This window comes from Polaromonas sp. CG_9.11, from assembly GCF_015752225.1.
GTDB lineage: Bacteria > Pseudomonadota > Gammaproteobacteria > Burkholderiales > Burkholderiaceae_C > Polaromonas.
This window is the reverse complement of the sequence record NZ_JADOVE010000001.1, coordinates 267,422-285,750: the sequence shown is the minus strand read 5'-3', so window position 1 is coordinate 285,750 and position 18,329 is coordinate 267,422. Positions and strand designations below refer to the sequence as shown.

Below are 18,329 nucleotides of genomic sequence, written 5' to 3'. Positions count from 1 at the left end.
CAAATCTTGGAAATTTTTTAGGCACATGCCCGATATGCCACAGATGTAATGTTAAACTGCTTGCTGTGCCCGGGTGGCGGAATTGGTAGACGCGCACGGTTCAGGTCCGTGTATCGCAAGATGTGGAGATTCGAGTTCTCTCCCGGGCACCAAAATTACCTAAAATAAAAAAGCTACTGCTGACACAGTGGCTTTTTTTTCGCCTGCACGATGTTGAGGCTTGCAGCACATTCCCTGTGAAGTCAAGGAATGGTAAGAAACACAGAGGCCGAAAAGCCTCAGACAGGAACACCAATCAAGTCGTGCCCCTGTACACCCACGATGCGGGCACGCGTGAATTCGCCAACCTTCATGGTCTTGCTGATTTTTTCCGGTGGCAGCAACTTGACCACGCCGTCAATCTCGGGCGCATCCGCATAGGACCGCCCTGTTCCGCCCTTGCGTCCCAACGCAGGCGCATGATCAACCAACACCTGCATGGTTGCGCCAATGCGCTGATGGAGTTTCTGGCTTGACACAGCTTCGGCCACGGCCATGAAGCGCGCACGGCGCTCTTCGCGCACCTGGAGCGGCAGCATTCCCGGAATTTTGTTGGCGGCGGCACCTTGAACGGGGCTGTAGGCAAAACATCCGGCGCGATCAATTTTTGCCTCACGCATAAAGTCAAGCAGATGTTCGAATTCGGATTCGGTTTCGCCGGGAAAGCCGGCAATGAAAGTGCTGCGAATCACGATTTCTGGGCAAATCTCGCGCCAGCGCAAAATTCTCTCCAGGTTCTTTTCTCCGCTGGCCGGACGTTTCATGCGCTTCAGCACATCGGGATGACTGTGCTGCAAAGGTACATCCAGATAAGGAAGCACCTTGCCAGTCGCCATTAATGGAAGAATCTCGTCCACGCTGGGGTACGGATAAACGTAATGCAAGCGAACCCAAGCACCAAAAGGCGCGGCAATTTCGCCAAACGCCTGGACCAGTTCAAGCATACGTGTCTTGACCGGCCTGCCATCCCAGAAACCAGTTCGGTACTTCACATCGACACCGTAGGCAGACGTATCTTGGCTAATCACCAGCAACTCCTTGACGCCTCCTGCAAACAATGCCTGCGCTTCATTGAGGACATCGCCAACAGGCCGCGATACCAAGTCACCACGCATTGAAGGAATGATGCAGAAGGTACAGCGATGGTTGCAACCTTCACTGATCTTGAGGTAAGCGTAATGCCGGGGCGTGAGCTTGATGCCGGCGATTCCAAAGGCATTGGGCACCAGGTCCACGAAGGGATCATGGGGCTTGGGCAGGTTCAGATGCACTGCATCCATCACTTCCTGTGTCGCATGCGGGCCAGTAACCGCCAATACGCTGGGGTGCATCTGGCGCACCAGATTGCCCCCACCATCGCCTGTCTTGGCGCCAAGGCAGCCTGTCACGATAACTTTGCCGTTTTCGGCCAGCGCTTCGCCTATCGTGTCCAGACTTTCTCTGACCGCATCATCTATGAATCCGCAGGTATTGACGATGACCAGGTCGGCGCCCTCGAAGGTTTTGGAGGTCTGGTAGCCCTCGGCACTGAGCCGAGTCAAAATAAGCTCGGAATCGGTCAGGGCTTTGGGACAGCCCAAGCTGACGAAACCTACGCGCGGTGCGGGCTTGACAGGGGCAACAGGGGAAAGGGGAGATTGGGAAAGTACTTCGCTCATGGCTGTATTGTCTCAGAGCAGAAGAAAAAGCGATAAAGTCATGAATATCGCTTTCAAACCGATCAACAAAGCAGTTGCTTGCTAGCGCTTCAACCCCAGTGCGGCAAGCATTTGTTCGCTCTGCTTTTGCATCTGCTCCTGCATTTGCGTAAAGACATTTTTGGATTGCTCAACATAGGCACCCATCATGCCCTGCATCATGGGCGACTTCGCATTCACGAACTGCGCCCACATCTCCGGGCTCAATCCTTTGGACTGCTCTGCCATCTTCACCTGCAGGTCCATAAAACTTTGGACATTTTTTTCAAGATATGCCCCCATGAAGCTCTGCATCGCATCGCCGTAGAAACGAATGATGTTGGACAGTACGGCTTCTGTAAACATGGGCGCGCCGCCGGCCTCTTCCTCAAGAATGATTTGAAGCAAAATGCTGCGCGTGAGATCTTCGTTGGTTTTGGCATCCCGTACGACAAAATGCGTACTACTCATGACCAACCGGCGTACCTCGGCAAGCGTGATGTAGGCCGATGTCTCTGTATCATAGAGACGCCGGTTAGGATACTTTTTGATGATACGTGCTAGTTCGACGGGGTCGACAGCCGTTTTTTTGCTTTCGGTGCCAGAACTAGGAACAACAGAAGCTTCTCCTTTTGAAGAAGGTAAAGCGGTTAGCGAAGTAACGGATTTTTTGTTATGCAATGATGACTCCAGGAAATAACGACTGCCTGCCATGTTGGGCGGGGTTCGGTACATTCTAGGAATGTCTTGATCTACGCAATTGTTTATGAATTGTCTTTTGCAAATGTTTTTCTCGATGGAGACAAAACATACAAAGGAAAACCAATTCATAAAAATTGGTAGGCGCGATTGGACTCGAACCAACGACCCCCACCATGTCAAGGTGGTGCTCTAACCAGCTGAGCTACGCGCCTAAATATCTATTCGAAGCTCGTATTCTAGCAGTGCAAAACACGGGTATTGAAAGCGGCATAAAAATAAGTTCAATCAATTCACCGTCTTCGGGCTGTACGTACACCGGGTACATTGCCGACGATCCCGAGCACCTGGTGAAGCCGACCTGACTGAGGCACCTCGACCGTGAAGGTCATCCAGGCAGTTCCGCCGCGATTGTCCTTGACCGACTGGGTCTGCACGCCGATGACGTTCATTTTTTCTTTGGCGAACACTTCAGAAATATCGCGCAGCAGGCCTTGCCGGTCGGCCGCTTCCACGGCGACATCCACCGGGTAAACCGCTTTATCCGGAGCCTTGGCCGAATCCCATTCGACTTCAATTACCCGGTCAGGACTGCCACTGGCCATATTACGGAAATTGCTGCAGTCGCTTCGGTGGATGCTCACGCCCTTTCCCTTGGCAACAAACCCGAGGATGACATCCGGGGGCGCAGGCTTGCAGCATTTGGCCAGTTGGACCAGTAACGAATCCATCCCCACCACCAGCACACTGCCTTGGCCGCCTTTTCCGGCACTGCCGGACTTGTCGCTCTGCCGTGGCTTCTTGGCCAGGACAAACTCGTCTGGCGACAGGACGGGTTCTGCAGGCCTGAGCATGGTTTCAATGGTTCGCAGGGAAAACTCGTCCTTGCCCACCACCTCGAACAGATCGTCGGCTGTTTTGAAACCCAGCTGGAGCGCCAGATCCTGAAGCTTCATGGCTGTCTTGCCTTCACGTTGCAGGAGCTTTTCAACGGCTTCCCGGCCCTTGGCTACTGTCTGCTCTGCAGCCAGCGCGTTGAACCAGGCCCGCACCTTCGATTTGGCACGGTTGCTCAGCAGGAAGCCCAGTTCGGGATTGAGCCAGTCGCGGGATGGCCCGCCCTCCTTGGTCGTAATGACTTCAACCGTCTGACCGTTTTGCAGCGGCGTATTGAGCGGCACCATCGCGCCGTCGATGCGCGCACCACGGCAGCGATGGCCCAGGCTGGTATGGACGCTGTAGGCAAAGTCGACCGTCGTGGCGCCTTGGGGTAATTCCACGATGGCGGCATCGGGCGTCAACACATAGATACGATCTTCGAACAGGCCTTGGTTGGCATCGCGGGCGCGCTGCGCGGCTGGCGCGGAAAGTTCCCGCTCCCAGGCCAGCAACTGCCGCAGGACCGCGATCTTGGCGTCGTACTCTCCGCTGGCCGAAACGCCGGCGTAACCTTTGGTACCCGCCTCCTTGTAGGCCCAGTGCGCCGCCACGCCATGTTCGGCATGGTCGTGCATGGCCTGCGTGCGGATCTGGATTTCGACTGCACGCCCGTTTTTCTCACGGACCACCGTATGAAGCGACTGGTAACCATTGGCCTTGGGTTTGGCAATGTAGTCGTCAAACTCCCCGTCTATGGGCTCGAAACATGAATGCACAAAACCCAGGGCGGCATAGCAGCCCTTCACGTCGGCGGCAATCACGCGCATCGCCCGAATGTCGAACACTTGGTCGAAATCGAGCGATTTGCCGCGCATTTTCTTGACGATGCTGTAGATGTGCTTGGGCCGACCTTGCACCAGGGCGGCAATGCCGTTGCAGTTCAAGTCCCGTTCGAGTTGGATACGCAGGGCTTCCATGAAAACTTCGCGCTCGGCGCGTTTTTCATCGAGCAGCCTGGCGATCTGCCTGTAGGTTTCAGGTTCGAGGAAGCGAAAAGACAGGTCTTCCATCTCCCACTTGACCTGCCAGATGCCCAGACGGTTGGCCAGCGGTGCAAAAACATGCAACGACTCATGCGCCAATGCCCTCGGTGTGGCCTGCCGGCTGGCAGCGTAATAGCGCAGGGTCTGCAGACGGGAAGTCAGACGGAGCATGACCACCCGCAGGTCGCGGGAGAATGCCAGCAGCATCCTGCGCACGTTCTCGGTCTGGGCGGCGGGGTCGTCATGCAAATGGGACTTGCCGTCAACTGCACGCGTCTGCCGCTGCACATAGATCAGCTTGGTGGTTTCCACTGCCAGCGCGGCATAGCTGGGGCCAAAAGCCTTGGCAATCACGTCCAGCGGCTTGTTCAGGTGCTGGCAGGCGTGCACCAGGTAAGTGGCCGCCTGCATGGCCTCTGAGCCGCCAATGGATTTGAGAATCGCCACCACCGCGTCGGCATGCGCCAGAACGTTTTCGCCGGTGTCCATCACTTCGCAGGAAATCAGCGGTTCGGCAAAAGCGCGCGCGCGCGCTACCGCGTGCGGCTGATCGGCCAGGTTGTCCGCCGTGGCCATGACGATGGGACTGGGTGCGTCTGTGGAAGCCGAAAGGATATGCGTTCCGGCCGCTTTGTTTTTCATGAAATCTCTGTCGCCTTGTTGTCATTCCTCACCGGATCAGGAAACCTGTCACTGCAGCGACCTGGTCTTGCGCAAGCAGTGTTGGCGCATGCCCGACGCCGCCGAACTCGACCAGTCTGGCGCATGGCCCGCGCTGCGTCATGGACAGTGCAGTTTGCGGGCTCAGCAGATCGGATTGCGCTCCGCGCACCACCAGCGTTTCAGCCTGGATGGCATCGTAAAGCTGCCAGAGCATGGCCTCGCCCTGTTGCGCACCCTCTTCGTCAGCCAGCCTGAACGGAACGGCAATGGCCGGATCGTAGTGCAGCCGCAGCGGACTTGCGGCATCTGGCGCCACCGGCCTGACCATCGGCCGCGACAGTGCCAGCCATTGCTCGGGAGTGTGTGGGCCAAAACTGCTGGAGATGGTCCACATCGCATCGGCCGCTTCCTGAAGCGTATCGAAATGACCGGACTGCCCCAGGTAGGCACCAATGCGTTGAATCGCCCGCCATTGCAACGCGGGACCGACGTCGTTCAACACCAGTTTTCGCACCGGCGCCGGCAGCGGCAAGCCCGGCTGGCCACACACCACCATGCCGATCAACCCGCCCATGCTGGTGCCGACCCAATCGAGCGTGGCGATGGGCGCCTGCGCGTGAAGCTGCGCCAGCAACGCCAGCATGTCTGCCGCATAAGCGGGCACCTGGTAGCCCATCGGGTCTTTCAGCCACTCGCTTTCTCCCCGGCCTGCCACATCGGGACAGACAACGCGAACACCCGCCCCTTCCAATGCGCCGGCTTGCGCGCACAAAGCTTGCGCCAGCACGTCGAAGTCTCGGCCCTGGCGGGTCAGACCGTGCACGCACAACACCACATGCGGGCTGTCAGGTTGGCCCCATTGCCAATAGGCCATGCGGTGGCCGTCAGCGGCATCGGGACAGGTCACGTGGTTCAGGCTGGGCTGGGTCATGGTGTGGGTCTCAGGAAAAGGCTGGAGTAAGCTTGATGATTGTGTGTGCAGGTTTTGCGCCAACTGGCGCACCAAATGCGGTCCCGTTACAAGTCAACCATCGTAAATCATCCGGAGGAATTTCATGCTCAAAGGTAAAACAGCTCTTGTCACCGGCTCCACCAGCGGTATCGGCCTGGGCATTGCCAAGGCGCTGGCCGAACAGGGGGCCAACATTGTCCTCAACGGCTTTGGCGATGTAGACGGTCCCAAGGCCGAGATTGCCGCGCGGGGTGTCAAGGTCGCCTACCACGGTGCCGACATGAGCAAACCGGCCGAGATTGAAGCCATGATGAAGTTTGCCGCTGCCGAGTTTGGCCAGGTCGATATCCTGGTGAACAACGCCGGCATCCAGCATGTCGCCCGCATTGAAAATTTCCCGACTGAAAAGTGGGACGCAATCATCGCCATCAACCTGAACAGCGCCTTTCATGCCACGCGCCTGGCGTTGCCGGCCATGCAGGCAGCCGACGGCGGCAAGGGCTGGGGCCGCATCATCAATCTGGCATCGGTGCATGGTCTGGTGGGTTCGGCCGAAAAATCGGCCTATGTGGCGGCCAAGCACGGCCTTGTCGGGCTGACCAAGGTGACGGCGCTTGAAAACGCCACGTCCGGCGTGACCTGCAATGCCATCTGCCCGGGCTGGGTGCTCACGCCACTGGTGCAAAAACAGGTCGATGCCCGTGCCGAGGCGAGCGACATCAGCAACGAAGCGGCCAAGCAGCAATTGCTGGGCGAAAAAGAGCCTTCGATGCAGTTCACCACGCCCGAGGAACTGGGCGCGCTGGCGGTGTTTTTCTGCTCGCCCGCCGGCGCCAACATTCGCGGCGTGGCCTGGAACATGGACGGAGGCTGGGCCGCGCAATAAACCGGTTTGGTTGGTTGCCTCTCCTATTCAAGATAAAGATAGGAGCCCGCCACGAACAGGGCCGTAGTACGGCATGGCGGGCGCTGCCAACTGCGGCTTTATGGCAGAAATGGCATCACGCTTCCGACAGCATCCGGCTCACGTACTCGCCGATGGCCAGCGAACTCGTGAGTCCCGGCGACTCGATGCCGAACAGATTGACCAGCCCGGCCACGCCATGCGCGGCAGGCCCCTGGATCATGAAATCCTTTGCGGGCTCGTCTGGCGACTGGATTTTGGGACGCATGCCGGCATAGCCCGGCAACAAGGCGCCGTCTTTCAGGTCCGGCCAGTACTTGCGCACCTCGGCATAAAAGGCATCGCCGCGCGCCGGATCCACGACCAGATCATCGGCCGATTCAACCCACTGGACATCGGGTCCGAACTTGGCCTGTCCGCCCAGGTCGATGGTCAGGTGAACGCCCAGCCCTGCGGCCTCCGGTACCGGGTAGATGAGCCGGGAAAACGGCGAGCGGCCGGCCAGGGTGAAGTAATTCCCTTTGGCGTAATAGCTGGGAGGCACCGCCTGCGCAGGCAGTCCGGCAAAGCGCCGCGCCAGCGCCTGTGCCTGCAGTCCTGCCGAATTGACCACCCACCTGGCCTGCAATTCGGTGCCGTCCATTGCTACCAAAGTGATAGCGCCTGGTGCACATTGGGCTTGCGCCAGAGGCGAATTAAGCACCACAAGCCCGCCCGCATTCTCCAGGTCGCCCTGGTAGGCCAGCATGAGCGCATGGCTGTCGACGATACCGGTACTGGGCGAATGCACGGCAGCCACGCATTGCAGCGAAGGCTCCAAGGACTGGGCTTGCTCGCGCGACATCAGCACCAGGTCATGCACGCCGTTGGCTGCGGCTTTCCTGATGATGCCCTGCAACTGCGCCACCTGCTCGTCGCTGGTGGCCACCAGCAGCTTGCCGCAGCGGCTGTAGCCCACGCCACGCGCCGCGCAGTAGTCGTAGAGCATGGCCCGGCCCTGCACGCAGAGCAGGGCCTTGAGCGAGCCCTGCGGGTAATAGATTCCCGCATGAATGACTTCGCTGTTGCGCGAACTCGTACCGGTGCCGATGGCGTCGGCCGCTTCCAGCACCATTACCTCCCGGCCCTGCAAGGCCAGGGCACGCGCGACGGCCAGCCCCACCACGCCCGCACCAATCACCACGCATTCGATTTTTTCCATCAAGCCTCCTCAAAACCTTCAATCACATTGACCGCATTGACCCCCAGCGCGGCCGCCGCATAACCGCCTTCCAGCACAAAGACCGTGGGCAGGCCCAGCGCACCCAGTCGCCGGCCCAGCCGGCTGAAATCGCCTGACCGGAGCGCGAATTTCGAAATCGGGTCTTCTGCGAATGTGTCCAGACCCAGCGCGACCACCAGCGCATCGGCGCGGTAACGGCAGATGCGCTGGCACGCCTGCTCCAGCGCCTCGAACCAGCGCGATGCGGCGCAGCCGGCAGGCAAGGGCAGGTTCAGGTTGAAGCCTTCGCCCTCCCCTTGTCCGGTCTCGTCGGCATGGCCCAGAAAAAACGGGTACTCGGTCAGCGGGTCGCCATGCACGCTGATGCACAGTACATCGGGGCGCCCGTAGAAGATGCTTTGCGTGCCGTTGCCATGGTGGTAGTCAACGTCCAGGATCGCCACGCGCCCAGCCCCGGCGTCGCGCATTGACTGCGCCGCCGCTGCCGCGTTGTTCAGGAAACAGTAGCCGCCCATGAAATCGGCACCTGCATGGTGCCCGGGCGGGCGGCTGCAGCAAAAGGCCGCGCGTATGCCGCCGTGGCCCGCAGCCACCAGGGCCGCGGCGCTGGCCGCTGCATCGGCGCCAGCCTTCGCGGCCTGCCAGGTGCCCGCCGAAAGCGGCGAGCCGTTGTCCATGGAATACAGGCCAAGACGCGCGATGAAATTGAGCGGCTCAATGTCGCTGCGAAGGCTGCGAACCGGCCAGATGGAAGGAAAAGGCTGGCAGCGGTCATTGCCCGGTGCCAGTGCGAGCCAGTCACGCCAGGCATGCTCCAGGAAGTCCAGGTAGCGCGGCGCATGAACCGTACCCAGTACGGCGCGGCTGTCAACCTGGGCGCTCTGCAAATGATGGCCACGTTCGGTCAGCCGAGCCTTGACGTATTCGGCACGTTCCGGGGTTTCAAAGCAGGCCACGCGCTCGCCCCGGAAAAACTCAAATTCCGGTGCATGCGCCTGATGGCTGTCATTGAAAAAAGTGATCATCGGTTGTGATCCGGAAATGCGAACCCGCAACGCCCGCATGGAAAAAGACAGACTTTGCAGCAGCCTGGCACGGTCACAGCTGCCGGGGATCGGTCTTGAGCAGCATCTCGACCAATGACCGCAGATGCGTCTTCAGCGTGTCAAAACCGGCCGTCAACTCGAGTGTTTCCTCGTTCATGTAGAGCTTGCGGTTGATTTCAAGCTGAATGCTGTGGCGTTGTGATGCCGGGTCGCTGTAGCGCCGCACCAGTTCCACGCCTTTGTACGGATGGTTGTAGGCCACGCGGTAGCCCAGCGCCGTCAGATGCGCGCAGACCCGTTGAGACAAGGCCGGGATGGCAGTGCTGCCGTCGCGGTCGCCGACGACGAAGTCGGCGTGCTTTTCGCCCGGGAAATTGGTCGCGTGGCTGGAGGCGATCGCCGGCATCGAATGGCAGTTGACATGAAGGCTATAGCCGTGTCCAGCATGCGCCGCATCAATCGCCTCGGCCACGGCCGCATGGTAGGGCTTCCAGCAGTGTTCGATGCGATGCATCACTTCTTCCACCGACAGGCTGCGCTGGTAGATCGGCAAGCCGTCGTCCGTCGTGCGCCAGATCAGCCCCTTGCCGAGCCGTACCTTGGAAAGCACGACCGGATCAATTGCGACCGGGTCAGGCCAGGGCTCGTCCAGCAGGGAAACATCGAGCTCCGTGGTGTTGCGGTTGGCATCGAGGTAGCTGCGCGGAAAATGCGCCTCGATCCAGTGCGCGCCCAAACCGGGCGCAAAGTCGTAGAGCTTTTCAACATGCGTGTCTTCGGCCTTGCGCAGAATCGACGTTTCGCAGGTGTACAGGAAGTCCGGGGGATAAACGACACCACTGTGGGGTGAGTCAAGCACCAGCGCACTGTTGCCGGGAAGATAAGTGATGAGCTGCATGATGCGACTTTATCAGCAGCCTTCGCGCTGCGCACAAGCAGGTTGAAGGCAGTTGCGGAGGGTCGAAAAAAGGCGGGGTCAGCCAAAGGTTTTAGAAAATCCTCTTAAACCAGCCTTCTGTCCTACAAAGCTTTGCCTGTTGCCCCCACAGTCGCAACAGCCCGTTTCCCTAAAATTAATCAATAATTGTTGCCCGAAGTTCTGGTCACAACTCGGTGCCTGCCCCACTTACCCACCTAAGGAGCATCATGAAATTAACCAACCGTAGCTTTTCAGCCGCCATCCTGTCGGTCGCTGCGATCGCGGCCGCTGCGGGTGCACACGCCCAGAGCAATTACGCCTTGTATTCCCCCGGAGCGAGTTATGCGGGCCTGAACCTTGGTTCATCAAATTATTCGCTGGGCAGTGGAATCGGGCCTTTTGCATCGGATGACACCGACACGGTCTACAACATCTACACCGGCACGTTCTTTACCCCGAATTTCGGGTTTGAACTGGGTTACACCAATTTCGGCAAGATTCAGCGGGCCGGCGGCAACACCAAGGCCGAAGGCATCAACCTCAGCCTGGTCGGCCGGGCACCGATCACCCAGTCGTTCAACATTTTCGGCAAGCTTGGCACCACCTATGGCCGCACCGACGTGTCGGCGCTCCCGGGCTCGCGTGTCACCTCGGGCAAGGAAAACGGCTTTGGCGTTTCGTACGGCATCGGCGCGGAATATTCCTTCAATCCTCAGCTGTCGGCCGTATTGCAGTACGACGAGCACAAGCTGAAGTTCGCCGGCGACGGGCGCGACCGCGTCAATGCCACCACGGTTGGCCTGCGTTACCGTTTCTAAGCTTTTCGCCTCGGCTGGTGCCGGGAATCCAGGGCCTGTAAACCGTTGTTTGCAGGCTTTTCGCTTTTATACTTGCATTATTGCTATTGAATACATAGCATGCGCCCTTATGCATGCTGCAGAAATGGCAGATTCGGTTGCTAGTTAGTTTCCAAATCAATCCGGTATGACCTTGCCTGACCTTGTGGCCCGGTTGAACGGTCAAAGGCTTCACGCCAAGGTAAGGATTGATTCAAAGACGGAATCAAATCCGGCAGTCATGTCCACTTGGTCCGTTGCAATCCGGTGGCCCCCCGATCAGCGAAAATGCGTTTTTTTTGCGCTCTTGCTCGACTCCAGAACAGAATCCCGCCCCATGCATCCCGACAAGTCAGTCAGTGAACGTTTTTTCCAGGCTTTGCTGTTCGAGGTGCTGGCCATTTCCATTTGCGCGCCGCTCGGTGCCTGGCTTCTGGGTTACCCGCTGGCGCATATCGGATTGCTGACACTGATGATCTCGCTCATTGCGATGAGCTGGAACATGCTGTTTAATTTCCTGTTCGACCGCACCCAGCGCCGCCTGGGCTTTGACCGGACAATGGTGGCGCGCACCGTTCATGCCGTGCTGTTCGAGATCGGACTGGTGCTGGCGATCGTGCCACTGGCCGCTTGGTGGCTCAACATTGGCCTGTGGCAGGCTTTCGTGCTGGACATCGGCATTGCACTGTTTTTCCTGCCTTACACGTTTTTCTTCAACTGGACCTACGACGTGCTGCGGGCACGCCTGATTGCCCGAAAAATCCGGCGCGCCCAAGCGGGAGCATGACAGCGCATCAGCCCATGACAGCGCGCCCAAGCGGCAACTCGCTGGACTCGACGCATTCGAAACAGCCGCTGGCAGCCTGAAAATCCCAGCGCTCCAGGCGGCACGAAGGTGGCTCGCCAGGGCCTTGACAGCGCAACAGATTGACCGAATTGGGGATGCCCGCACGCACCCGGCTGGAAAGCGCAGTACCCGCCTGAACGCTCCAGAGCCGACGCTCCAGCCCGTCGAGGCGCGCCGACAGGTCGCACAGGGAGGGCAGGTGGATATGCCCTCCCATGACGATGTCTGCGCCCGCTTTTGACCATGCCCGCACGGCCGTTTCCCAGCCGCGCAGGCGGTCGTGCTGGTCCTCGGCATGCATCACATGCACCGGCTGGTGGACCACGACGATGCGCAGTTGACCCGGGTCGGAACGCTGCAATTCGGCCACCACCCGCTTGACTTGCGCGCCAGATACCTCGCCGTTCTTGTGCCGCCAGCGCCGCGTCGTCTTTACACCAATGACATGCAGCCAGGGTATCGACAGCACCGGCTCCAGCGCCGGGCCGAAAGCCTGGCGCAAGCGTGCATATGGCGTGAACAGACGCTGGTACAGGTTAAACAGTGGAATGTCGTGGTTGCCTGGTATGACCAGCCACTGCGGAATTGTCAGACTGTCGCAAAATGCACGCGCCTGAGCAAACTGCGACGCTCTTGCGCGTTGCGTGATGTCTCCAGACAGCACCAGCACATCGGGCCGCTGCTCCCTGGCAAGTTGCGCCAGCGCCTGCATCACTGCCGGCTGGACGGTGCCGAAATGCGGATCGGAAATTTGCAGCAGGCTGCTCACGGGCCAGCCCGGGTCAGGTCATCGCTCATGCAATCTGCGCCTCGTCTTGCGGCATTGGCACCAGCAGCAGCAAAGGCTCGGGCGCTACTTCAAAAACCAGCGGCGTCTGCATCCAGACGATTTCGCCATCGGTGGCCACCTTGATGCGTTTCATCCGGCGCGGCGTGACCGTCAGCCGGCGAAAGGAAAAACTGCGGATGTTCTCGGCTTCCCCGAGCCGCCCGAGAACGCCGCGCAACAGCAGGCCAAACAAGGCCAGCGTGCCTATCGGTCGAACCGCCACTGCAGCCAGTTGCCCCTGTTCCATTGCATCGGTTTGCTGCATATTGATGCCCGCCTGGACAAGCTGAAGGCGATTGTTGCCGACAAACAGCGTGGGCGTTCGCAAGGACACGGACTGGCCGGCCGACTCAATGCGCAGGTCAAGCTGGCCCCGGGCCTGCAGCAGCGTCGCCATGCCCGAGACAAACGCCACCAAGCGGCTGCGCCCGAACTGCTGTTTCCAGGCTTCACGGTCCTCCAGCAGCTTGGGATAAAGGCCAACGCTTGCATTGACCAGGAACAGCCGGCCATTGACTTTGCCGGCCTGGACCGGTGCGACGCGGCCCCTCAGCAGGACCTGGGCCGCCTGGCCGCTGTCCTGCGAAATCGCATTGTCCCGACCAAAATAATTGAAAGTGCCCTGGGGAATCACACCAAAAGGGCAGCCACTTCCGAGCACGGCATTGGCAACGGCATTGATGGTGCCATCGCCGCCTGCGGCCACCACTACGCCGCGGCGTGCCGTAGCTTGGTCCACAGCACGCCTTGCCAGCGTGTCAATTTTCTCGCTCCCTTCACATTGCAGGAATTCAAATTGACGTCCACCTTCCTGCAGCACGCGGCTGATGGTCTGCTTTTCCTCTTCGGCGTCGCGACGACCCGACCCCCCGTTGAATACGATGAACAGCGGCCCGTGGCGGGCGATTTCCTGGGTGTCGGTCATGCCGGAAGGATAAGCCGGCGTTACTGCCCCCGCTGTCAGCCAAATCCGCTTTTCAGGCCGGTCCCCGGGCTTGCCTTGCTACGCCAGGCCTAGGGACGGGCCGGCGAGGTCAGCATCTGCACGGATCCCGAAATATTGACAAGCACCGTGCTCTTTCCGGCCTCGACGGGCACCGGGGCGTCGGCCATCTCGGATTTGGCACTCATGGCCATCGCACGCGGACGCGGCATTGGGCCTTGGTCGTTGGTGTTGATCGAGACTTCGCGCAAGGCGTAGCCGCCAAAGCCGAAAGCGCTGGACACCTCGCTCGCCTTGGCCTTAAACCGCTCGATCGCCTGCGATTGGGCTTCGCCTTCGACCCGAGCGCGCTGCTCGCGGCTCAAGGCAAAGCTGACGCTGCCCAGGCTCAGTGTTTGTATTTTGCCGGCCGCACCAGTGATACGCGGAAAATCCTTGCCTTCAAGTACAAGTTCGGTTGATCCCTGCCAGCCGTTGATCTTGCCATCCTTGCCGTAACGCGGGTACAGGCTGAAATTGCCGGTGCGCACGTCCATCTGGCCGGGCGATGCGGCCATCCGGGCCTGCGTCAGCGCGGCGTCAAGCGCCTGCCTGAGCTGCGTTTGCACAGTGCCGGCATCCAGCCCATCGCGGCTCGTGGTCAGCGAAATCGACAACAGGTCCTGCTGTACCTCGACCGAACCACTTGCGGAAAGCTGAGCCACGTTCTTCAGCGCTTCATTCGGCATATTTTGAGCAAAACCGCCAGTTGCGCATATTGCAATTGCACATGCAGCTATTGATTTAGTAGCAGTCAGCATATTGGATTACCTTTGACTAAGACATAAAACGCACTCGAACCGTCAAAGACCGGTCTTCGGTCCAGGCCGAGACATAACGAGACCCAGACAACAAACTGCGGCTTCGCGCTCGTCATGCGTACAGCCGCTCAGCATAAGCCCACTAAAACCCGGTAGAGCCTTCCGGCCTGCAACGCCTTTTTTAAAACGAATCCTGTCAACGCGACCCTCCCACTACTGTCTTTACAGTAGCCATATTGGATAGAAGAAAGCAGCGATCCAGACCCCTGCCAGGGTAAATGGCATAAATAGAAATATTGGTAATAAAAAGTTTTATTGATAGAAAAAAGAGACATTGATTTTTTTCCGCCCTCAAAATGGCCTCTGTTACAAATTAAAAGACCACCATGCTCCAATCACAATCCAACGCCCGTGCCGACAAAATCCTGATTCTTGACGACGACGCACGCATTCGCGATCTGTTGCGCCGCTACCTGGCCCAAGAGGGATTTGACGTGATACTGGCTGAAGACAGCAAGGCGCTGAACCGCATCATGCTGCGTGACGCGGTGGACCTGATCGTGCTTGACCTGATGATGCCGGGCGAAGACGGCCTGTCGATCTGCCGGCGCCTGCGCGCGGCCAATGACCGCACACCGATCATCATGCTGACGGCCAAGGGCGAGGATGTGGACCGCATCGTCGGCCTTGAAGTCGGTGCCGACGACTATCTGGCCAAGCCCTTCAACCCGCGCGAACTGCTCGCCCGCATCCACGCCGTGCTGCGCCGCCGGCCCACCGCCGAAGTGCCGGGCGCGCCGTCGAGCGACCAGGAAGTCATCACCTTCGGCCCGTTCTCCTTCGACATGAGTTTGCGCACCCTGCAGAAAAATGGCGAGGAACTGCCGCTGACCACCGGCGAATTCGCCATGCTCAAGACCCTGGTCCGCCATCCTCGCCAGCCGCTGTCGCGTGAAAAGCTGGCGCAGCTGGCACGCGGCCGGGAATTCGAGCCCTTTGACCGCAGCCTGGACGTGCAGGTGTCGCGCCTGCGCAAGCTGATTGAAACCGATGCGGCGGTGCCGCGCTACATCCAGACCGTCTGGGGAATTGGCTACGTGTTCGTGCCGGACGGCAACAACTGAGCAACGTCCGGCTTTTTCCGGATTCCGGATTCAAACAAAGCCTGCCCCACGTCAAAAAGAGGCATGCCGGCCGGGTGATAATGGACAATTATCCTGCCAGCGCGCCGTTCCGGATTCAATGTTCCGTCTGAATTCCGAGGACGCCTGCCCTTTGCCATGCAAACTTCCCGCCCCTCCCCGCTTGAAACCGCACCTGCGCCGCTGGAAGTGCGCCCGCGCCGACGAATCAACCTGTTCTGGCGGACTTTTTTCTTTCTGGCGCTGCTGCTGTTCGGCTCGATCATTGCCTGGTTGCAGACATTTCGCTCGCTTGAGACCGAACCCCGGGCCATTCAAAGTGCACAACAGCTGGCGACTCTGGTCAACACCGCCCGGGTGGCGCTGCGCTATGCCGACCCGATCGGACGCGGCATGCTGATCAAGACGCTGGCCGAGGAAGAGCATGTGCGCATCTTGACGCGCGACCCGAAGGATGCCTTCGAGCCTTACGTCAGCGATGAATTCGGTGAGCGGATTGCCAATGAACTCACCCGTCGGCTTGGCAAAGGCACCGTGGTGGCCGGCGCCGTCAACCACAAGGAAGGTCTGTGGATCGGCTTCTCCATCGATAGCGAGGCATACTGGCTGTTGACCGATCCTTCCCAACTGGGACCGTCACGCACCAGTACCTGGGCGATCTGGCTGGTCACGGCGGCGGCGCTGTCGCTGGCCGGTGCCGCAGTGATTGCGCGCCTCATCAACCAGCCGCTCAAGCAACTGTCATTCGCCGCCAGCCGGATGCGCGACGGCGATTTTGACGCCAGCCGGCTTGACGAGCAGGTGGCAACCAGCGAAGTGCGCGAGGTCAACATCGGCTTCAACCGAATGGCCGCGCAACTCTCCAAAATCGAGCAGGACCGGGTGGTGATGCTGGCCGGCATTTCGCATGACCTGCGCACCCCGTTGGCACGGCTTCGGCTGGAAACCGAAATGAGTGTCGCAGACCCGGACGCGCGCCAGCACATGGTCGCCGACATTGCCCAGCTCGATGCCATCATCGACAAATTCCTCGATTACGCCCGGCCTGAACCGGCCCACCTGGAGCCCATCGTGCTCAACGACGTGATTGCGCAGTCGCTGTATGCGGTGGCCGACTACCCGGACATGAACGTCGCCATCAGCATTCCGGAAAACACCCGGGTGCTGGCCGACCGGGTCGATCTGTCGCGGGTGATAGCCAACCTGCTGGAGAATTCCAGGCGCTATGGCAAAAGCAGCGACACCGGCATGGCGCAGGTGGACATCTCGGCACGGGTCAGCGACGCCTGGGTGCTGCTGAAAATCCGCGACCATGGCAACGGCGTGGCATCCGAAGTGCTGTCCAGGCTCACCAATCCGTTTTTCAGGGGCGATGTCGCCCGTACCGAGGCGACCGGCGCAGGTCTGGGGCTGGCGATTGCCGAAAAAACCGTGCTGCGAATGGGCGGGCTGTTCAGCCTGTCCAATACCGGCTCCGGCGGACTGGCAGCGCACATCAAGCTGCGCCGGGGTTGAGCACAGGCGGCATCTTCAGGCATGGCATTTTTATAGTAAAAAAAGGCTTTTCCGCAGTATCCACGGGCATTCAAAGCTATCAATAAAGTAGCACTATGGCGCGAGCCTCCAGGCTCAGGCCCTGGCCGACAGGGCCGAGTTTCTCGGCGGTCTTGGCCTTCACGTTCACCCGGTCTTCCTGCAGACCCAGCGTCTGGGCGATCTGCAAGCGCATGGCCTGAATATGCGGTGCCAGCCGGGGAGCCTGGGCCACGATGGTGCTGTCAATGTTGCCGATACAGTGACCGCGTTCGGCCAGCAGCCGGCCGGTCTCGCGCAGCAGAACCATCGAATCGGCACCCTTGAAACGCGCATCGGTGTCCGGAAAATGGCTGCCGATGTCGCCCAGTCCGGCCGCGCCCAGCAGCGCATCAATGATGGCGTGGAGCAGCACGTCCGCATCCGAATGCCCGAGCAAGCCCAGCGTATGGCTGATTTCAACGCCGCCCAGAATCAGCTTGCGGCCGGGCACCAGTGCATGCGTGTCCCAGCCTTCGCCGATGCGAAAAGGGGGAAGTTGGGCGGGAGCGACTGAATTCATGGCGTGCGGCTTTCTTTGCAAAAATGGGTCAGAGGTTTGTGCAGCAGGCACCAAGACTCAAGCCGGCCGACGCCGGTTCAACAAAATGGCTTCGGCCAGCGCAAAGTCTTGCGGGTAGGTCACCTTGAAGTTTTGCGCGCTGCCGGACACAAGCTTCGGGGTCAGGCCGAGGGCTTCAATGGCGCTGGACTCGTCTGTGACTGCGCTGCCCGTACTTTCGGCGGTGTCCAGTGCCTGTAGCAAGGTACCCATCCGAAACATCTGCGGTGTTTGCGCCAGCCATTTGTCGCTGCGGTCCAGCGTGGCGGACACCCGGCCATCCACTTCGCATTTCAGCGTGTCCGGCAGTTTGTGCGCCAGCAGCCCGCCGACGTCATCGTGCTGGCAGGCGTCAATCAGCTGGTTGATCTGTTCCGGCGTCACCAGGCAGCGCGCCGCATCGTGGACCAGCACCCAGTCGCTCGCTTCAGCCCCGGCTTGGCGCAGCACGTCAAGCCCCTGGCGCACACTGTCGGCGCGGTGGGCGCCACCACAGGCCGCCACATCAAAACGCGCTCCGGCCCTTGATTCAAAAAAACGGTCGTCCTGGGCCACCACCACAAGTGTTCGAGCCAGCCGCCCGACGGCCTGGAACGCCGCCAGCGTGTGCAGCACCATCGGCAGGCCGTCGATGGCCTGGTATTGCTTGGCCTGTCCGCCCGCCATGCCGGCCCGGCTGCCCTGGCCAGCGCAGGGAATGAGTGCAAAAAAGCGGGCGCTGCAGCGGGTATCGGCGGGGTCAGTCATCATCGCCTC

Annotated in this window: 17 protein-coding genes and 2 tRNA genes; 6 read left to right on the top strand and 13 right to left on the bottom strand. The window is 59.9% G+C overall.

The features are described 5' to 3' along the window. Positions 1-67: 67 nt before the first annotated feature. Positions 68-152 (top strand) — tRNA-Leu (locus IWX85_RS01405). A gap of 126 nt (positions 153-278) precedes the next feature. On the opposite strand, the gene rimO is transcribed toward IWX85_RS01405, so the two are convergent. The 5 genes from rimO to IWX85_RS01380 form a co-directional block, all read right to left on the bottom strand. Beyond that, positions 279-1,697, bottom strand: a complete 1,419-nt coding sequence (rimO, locus tag IWX85_RS01400; RefSeq protein WP_196868483.1) for a 30S ribosomal protein S12 methylthiotransferase RimO — start codon at positions 1,695-1,697, stop codon at positions 279-281. A gap of 81 nt (positions 1,698-1,778) precedes the next feature. Then, positions 1,779-2,270, bottom strand: coding sequence for a polyhydroxyalkanoate synthesis repressor PhaR (gene phaR, locus IWX85_RS01395; protein WP_051984552.1), 492 nt, complete (start codon positions 2,268-2,270; stop codon positions 1,779-1,781). 282 nt (positions 2,271-2,552) lie between these two features. Further along, positions 2,553-2,629: transfer RNA gene (locus tag IWX85_RS01390), tRNA-Val, on the bottom strand. Positions 2,630-2,707: 78 nt separating this feature from the next. After that, a complete protein-coding gene (locus IWX85_RS01385) occupies positions 2,708-4,978 on the bottom strand; it encodes a bifunctional (p)ppGpp synthetase/guanosine-3',5'-bis(diphosphate) 3'-pyrophosphohydrolase (protein ID WP_196868482.1) in 2,271 nt (756 codons plus the stop codon). Between the two features lie 28 nt (positions 4,979-5,006). After that, positions 5,007-5,930 (bottom strand): alpha/beta fold hydrolase, encoded by a 924-nt coding sequence (locus IWX85_RS01380; protein ID WP_196868481.1) that lies wholly within the window; start codon positions 5,928-5,930, stop codon positions 5,007-5,009. A 124-nt stretch (positions 5,931-6,054) separates the two neighbouring features. Between IWX85_RS01380 and IWX85_RS01375 the strand changes: the two genes are divergently transcribed. Further along, the gene (locus tag IWX85_RS01375; protein WP_196868480.1) at positions 6,055-6,837 is read left to right on the top strand and encodes a 3-hydroxybutyrate dehydrogenase; all 783 of its coding nucleotides are present in this window, start codon (positions 6,055-6,057) and stop codon (positions 6,835-6,837) included. A gap of 115 nt (positions 6,838-6,952) precedes the next feature. On the opposite strand, the gene IWX85_RS01370 is transcribed toward IWX85_RS01375, so the two are convergent. The 3 genes from IWX85_RS01370 to IWX85_RS01360 form a co-directional block, all read right to left on the bottom strand. Beyond that, entirely contained in the window at positions 6,953-8,056 is a 1,104-nt protein-coding gene (locus IWX85_RS01370; protein ID WP_196868479.1) for an NAD(P)/FAD-dependent oxidoreductase, read from the bottom strand. Beyond that, positions 8,056-9,102 (bottom strand): histone deacetylase family protein, encoded by a 1,047-nt coding sequence (locus IWX85_RS01365; protein WP_196868478.1) that lies wholly within the window; start codon positions 9,100-9,102, stop codon positions 8,056-8,058. Before IWX85_RS01365 ends, IWX85_RS01370 begins: the two co-directional genes overlap by 1 nt. A 73-nt stretch (positions 9,103-9,175) precedes the next feature. Next, entirely contained in the window at positions 9,176-10,021 is an 846-nt protein-coding gene (locus IWX85_RS01360) for an N-formylglutamate amidohydrolase (protein ID WP_036810776.1), read from the bottom strand. Positions 10,022-10,269: 248 nt separating this feature from the next. Here IWX85_RS01360 and IWX85_RS01355 point away from each other — a divergent pair, with 248 nt between their 5' ends. Both IWX85_RS01355 and IWX85_RS01350 read left to right on the top strand, forming a co-directional pair. Further along, on the top strand, positions 10,270-10,860 hold the full coding sequence (locus tag IWX85_RS01355) for an outer membrane beta-barrel protein (RefSeq protein ID WP_196868477.1): 591 nt from the start codon (positions 10,270-10,272) through the stop codon (positions 10,858-10,860). Positions 10,861-11,215: 355 nt separating this feature from the next. After that, positions 11,216-11,665: a multidrug/biocide efflux PACE transporter gene (locus tag IWX85_RS01350; RefSeq protein WP_036810770.1), complete on the top strand. Its 450-nt coding sequence runs from the start codon at positions 11,216-11,218 to the stop codon at positions 11,663-11,665. A 7-nt stretch (positions 11,666-11,672) separates the two neighbouring features. Here the strand turns inward: IWX85_RS01350 and IWX85_RS01345 are convergent, their stop codons facing one another. The 3 genes from IWX85_RS01345 to IWX85_RS01335 form a co-directional block, all read right to left on the bottom strand. Then, on the bottom strand, positions 11,673-12,494 hold the full coding sequence (locus tag IWX85_RS01345; RefSeq protein WP_036810766.1) for a metallophosphoesterase: 822 nt from the start codon (positions 12,492-12,494) through the stop codon (positions 11,673-11,675). A gap of 25 nt (positions 12,495-12,519) precedes the next feature. After that, positions 12,520-13,479 (bottom strand): diacylglycerol kinase family protein, encoded by a 960-nt coding sequence (locus IWX85_RS01340; RefSeq protein WP_196868476.1) that lies wholly within the window; start codon positions 13,477-13,479, stop codon positions 12,520-12,522. 89 nt (positions 13,480-13,568) lie between these two features. Continuing rightward, positions 13,569-14,297 carry an SIMPL domain-containing protein gene (locus IWX85_RS01335; RefSeq protein WP_196868475.1) on the bottom strand — a complete coding sequence of 243 codons (729 nt, stop codon included), beginning with the start codon at positions 14,295-14,297 and terminating at the stop codon, positions 13,569-13,571. Positions 14,298-14,683: 386 nt separating this feature from the next. Here IWX85_RS01335 and ompR point away from each other — a divergent pair, with 386 nt between their 5' ends. Together ompR and IWX85_RS01325 are read left to right on the top strand one after the other, a co-directional pair. Further along, complete coding sequence (ompR, locus tag IWX85_RS01330) at positions 14,684-15,421, top strand: two-component system response regulator OmpR (protein WP_036810756.1); 738 nt, start codon at positions 14,684-14,686, stop codon at positions 15,419-15,421. Between the two features lie 156 nt (positions 15,422-15,577). Then, a complete protein-coding gene (locus IWX85_RS01325) occupies positions 15,578-16,954 on the top strand; it encodes an ATP-binding protein (RefSeq protein WP_036810753.1) in 1,377 nt (458 codons plus the stop codon). 79 nt (positions 16,955-17,033) lie between these two features. Here IWX85_RS01325 and ispF read toward each other — a convergent pair whose 3' ends face one another. Further along, the gene (gene ispF / locus IWX85_RS01320) at positions 17,034-17,534 is read right to left on the bottom strand and encodes a 2-C-methyl-D-erythritol 2,4-cyclodiphosphate synthase (protein WP_036810750.1); all 501 of its coding nucleotides are present in this window, start codon (positions 17,532-17,534) and stop codon (positions 17,034-17,036) included. Between the two features lie 57 nt (positions 17,535-17,591). Beyond that, positions 17,592-18,320: a 2-C-methyl-D-erythritol 4-phosphate cytidylyltransferase gene (ispD, locus tag IWX85_RS01315; protein WP_196868536.1), complete on the bottom strand. Its 729-nt coding sequence runs from the start codon at positions 18,318-18,320 to the stop codon at positions 17,592-17,594. Positions 18,321-18,329 lie beyond the last annotated feature (9 nt).

Bases quoted from the DNA above. Each gene is read 5' to 3' on its own strand.
- rimO (WP_196868483.1), bottom strand. From the start codon at position 1,697: ATGAGCGAAGTACTTTCCCAATCTCCCCTTTCCCCTGTTGCCCCTGTC.
- IWX85_RS01385 (WP_196868482.1), bottom strand. From the start codon at position 4,978: ATGAAAAACAAAGCGGCCGGAACGCATATCCTTTCGGCTTCCACAGAC.
- IWX85_RS01380 (WP_196868481.1), bottom strand. From the start codon at position 5,930: ATGACCCAGCCCAGCCTGAACCACGTGACCTGTCCCGATGCCGCTGAC.
- IWX85_RS01375 (WP_196868480.1), top strand. From the start codon at position 6,055: ATGCTCAAAGGTAAAACAGCTCTTGTCACCGGCTCCACCAGCGGTATC.
- IWX85_RS01370 (WP_196868479.1), bottom strand. From the start codon at position 8,056: ATGGAAAAAATCGAATGCGTGGTGATTGGTGCGGGCGTGGTGGGGCTG.
- IWX85_RS01365 (WP_196868478.1), bottom strand. From the start codon at position 9,102: ATGATCACTTTTTTCAATGACAGCCATCAGGCGCATGCACCGGAATTT.
- IWX85_RS01360 (WP_036810776.1), bottom strand. From the start codon at position 10,021: ATGCAGCTCATCACTTATCTTCCCGGCAACAGTGCGCTGGTGCTTGAC.
- IWX85_RS01355 (WP_196868477.1), top strand. From the start codon at position 10,270: ATGAAATTAACCAACCGTAGCTTTTCAGCCGCCATCCTGTCGGTCGCT.
- IWX85_RS01350 (WP_036810770.1), top strand. From the start codon at position 11,216: ATGCATCCCGACAAGTCAGTCAGTGAACGTTTTTTCCAGGCTTTGCTG.
- IWX85_RS01340 (WP_196868476.1), bottom strand. From the start codon at position 13,479: ATGACCGACACCCAGGAAATCGCCCGCCACGGGCCGCTGTTCATCGTA.
- IWX85_RS01335 (WP_196868475.1), bottom strand. From the start codon at position 14,297: ATGCTGACTGCTACTAAATCAATAGCTGCATGTGCAATTGCAATATGC.
- ompR (WP_036810756.1), top strand. From the start codon at position 14,684: ATGCTCCAATCACAATCCAACGCCCGTGCCGACAAAATCCTGATTCTT.
- IWX85_RS01325 (WP_036810753.1), top strand. From the start codon at position 15,578: ATGCAAACTTCCCGCCCCTCCCCGCTTGAAACCGCACCTGCGCCGCTG.
- ispF (WP_036810750.1), bottom strand. From the start codon at position 17,534: ATGAATTCAGTCGCTCCCGCCCAACTTCCCCCTTTTCGCATCGGCGAA.
- ispD (WP_196868536.1), bottom strand. From the start codon at position 18,320: ATGACTGACCCCGCCGATACCCGCTGCAGCGCCCGCTTTTTTGCACTC.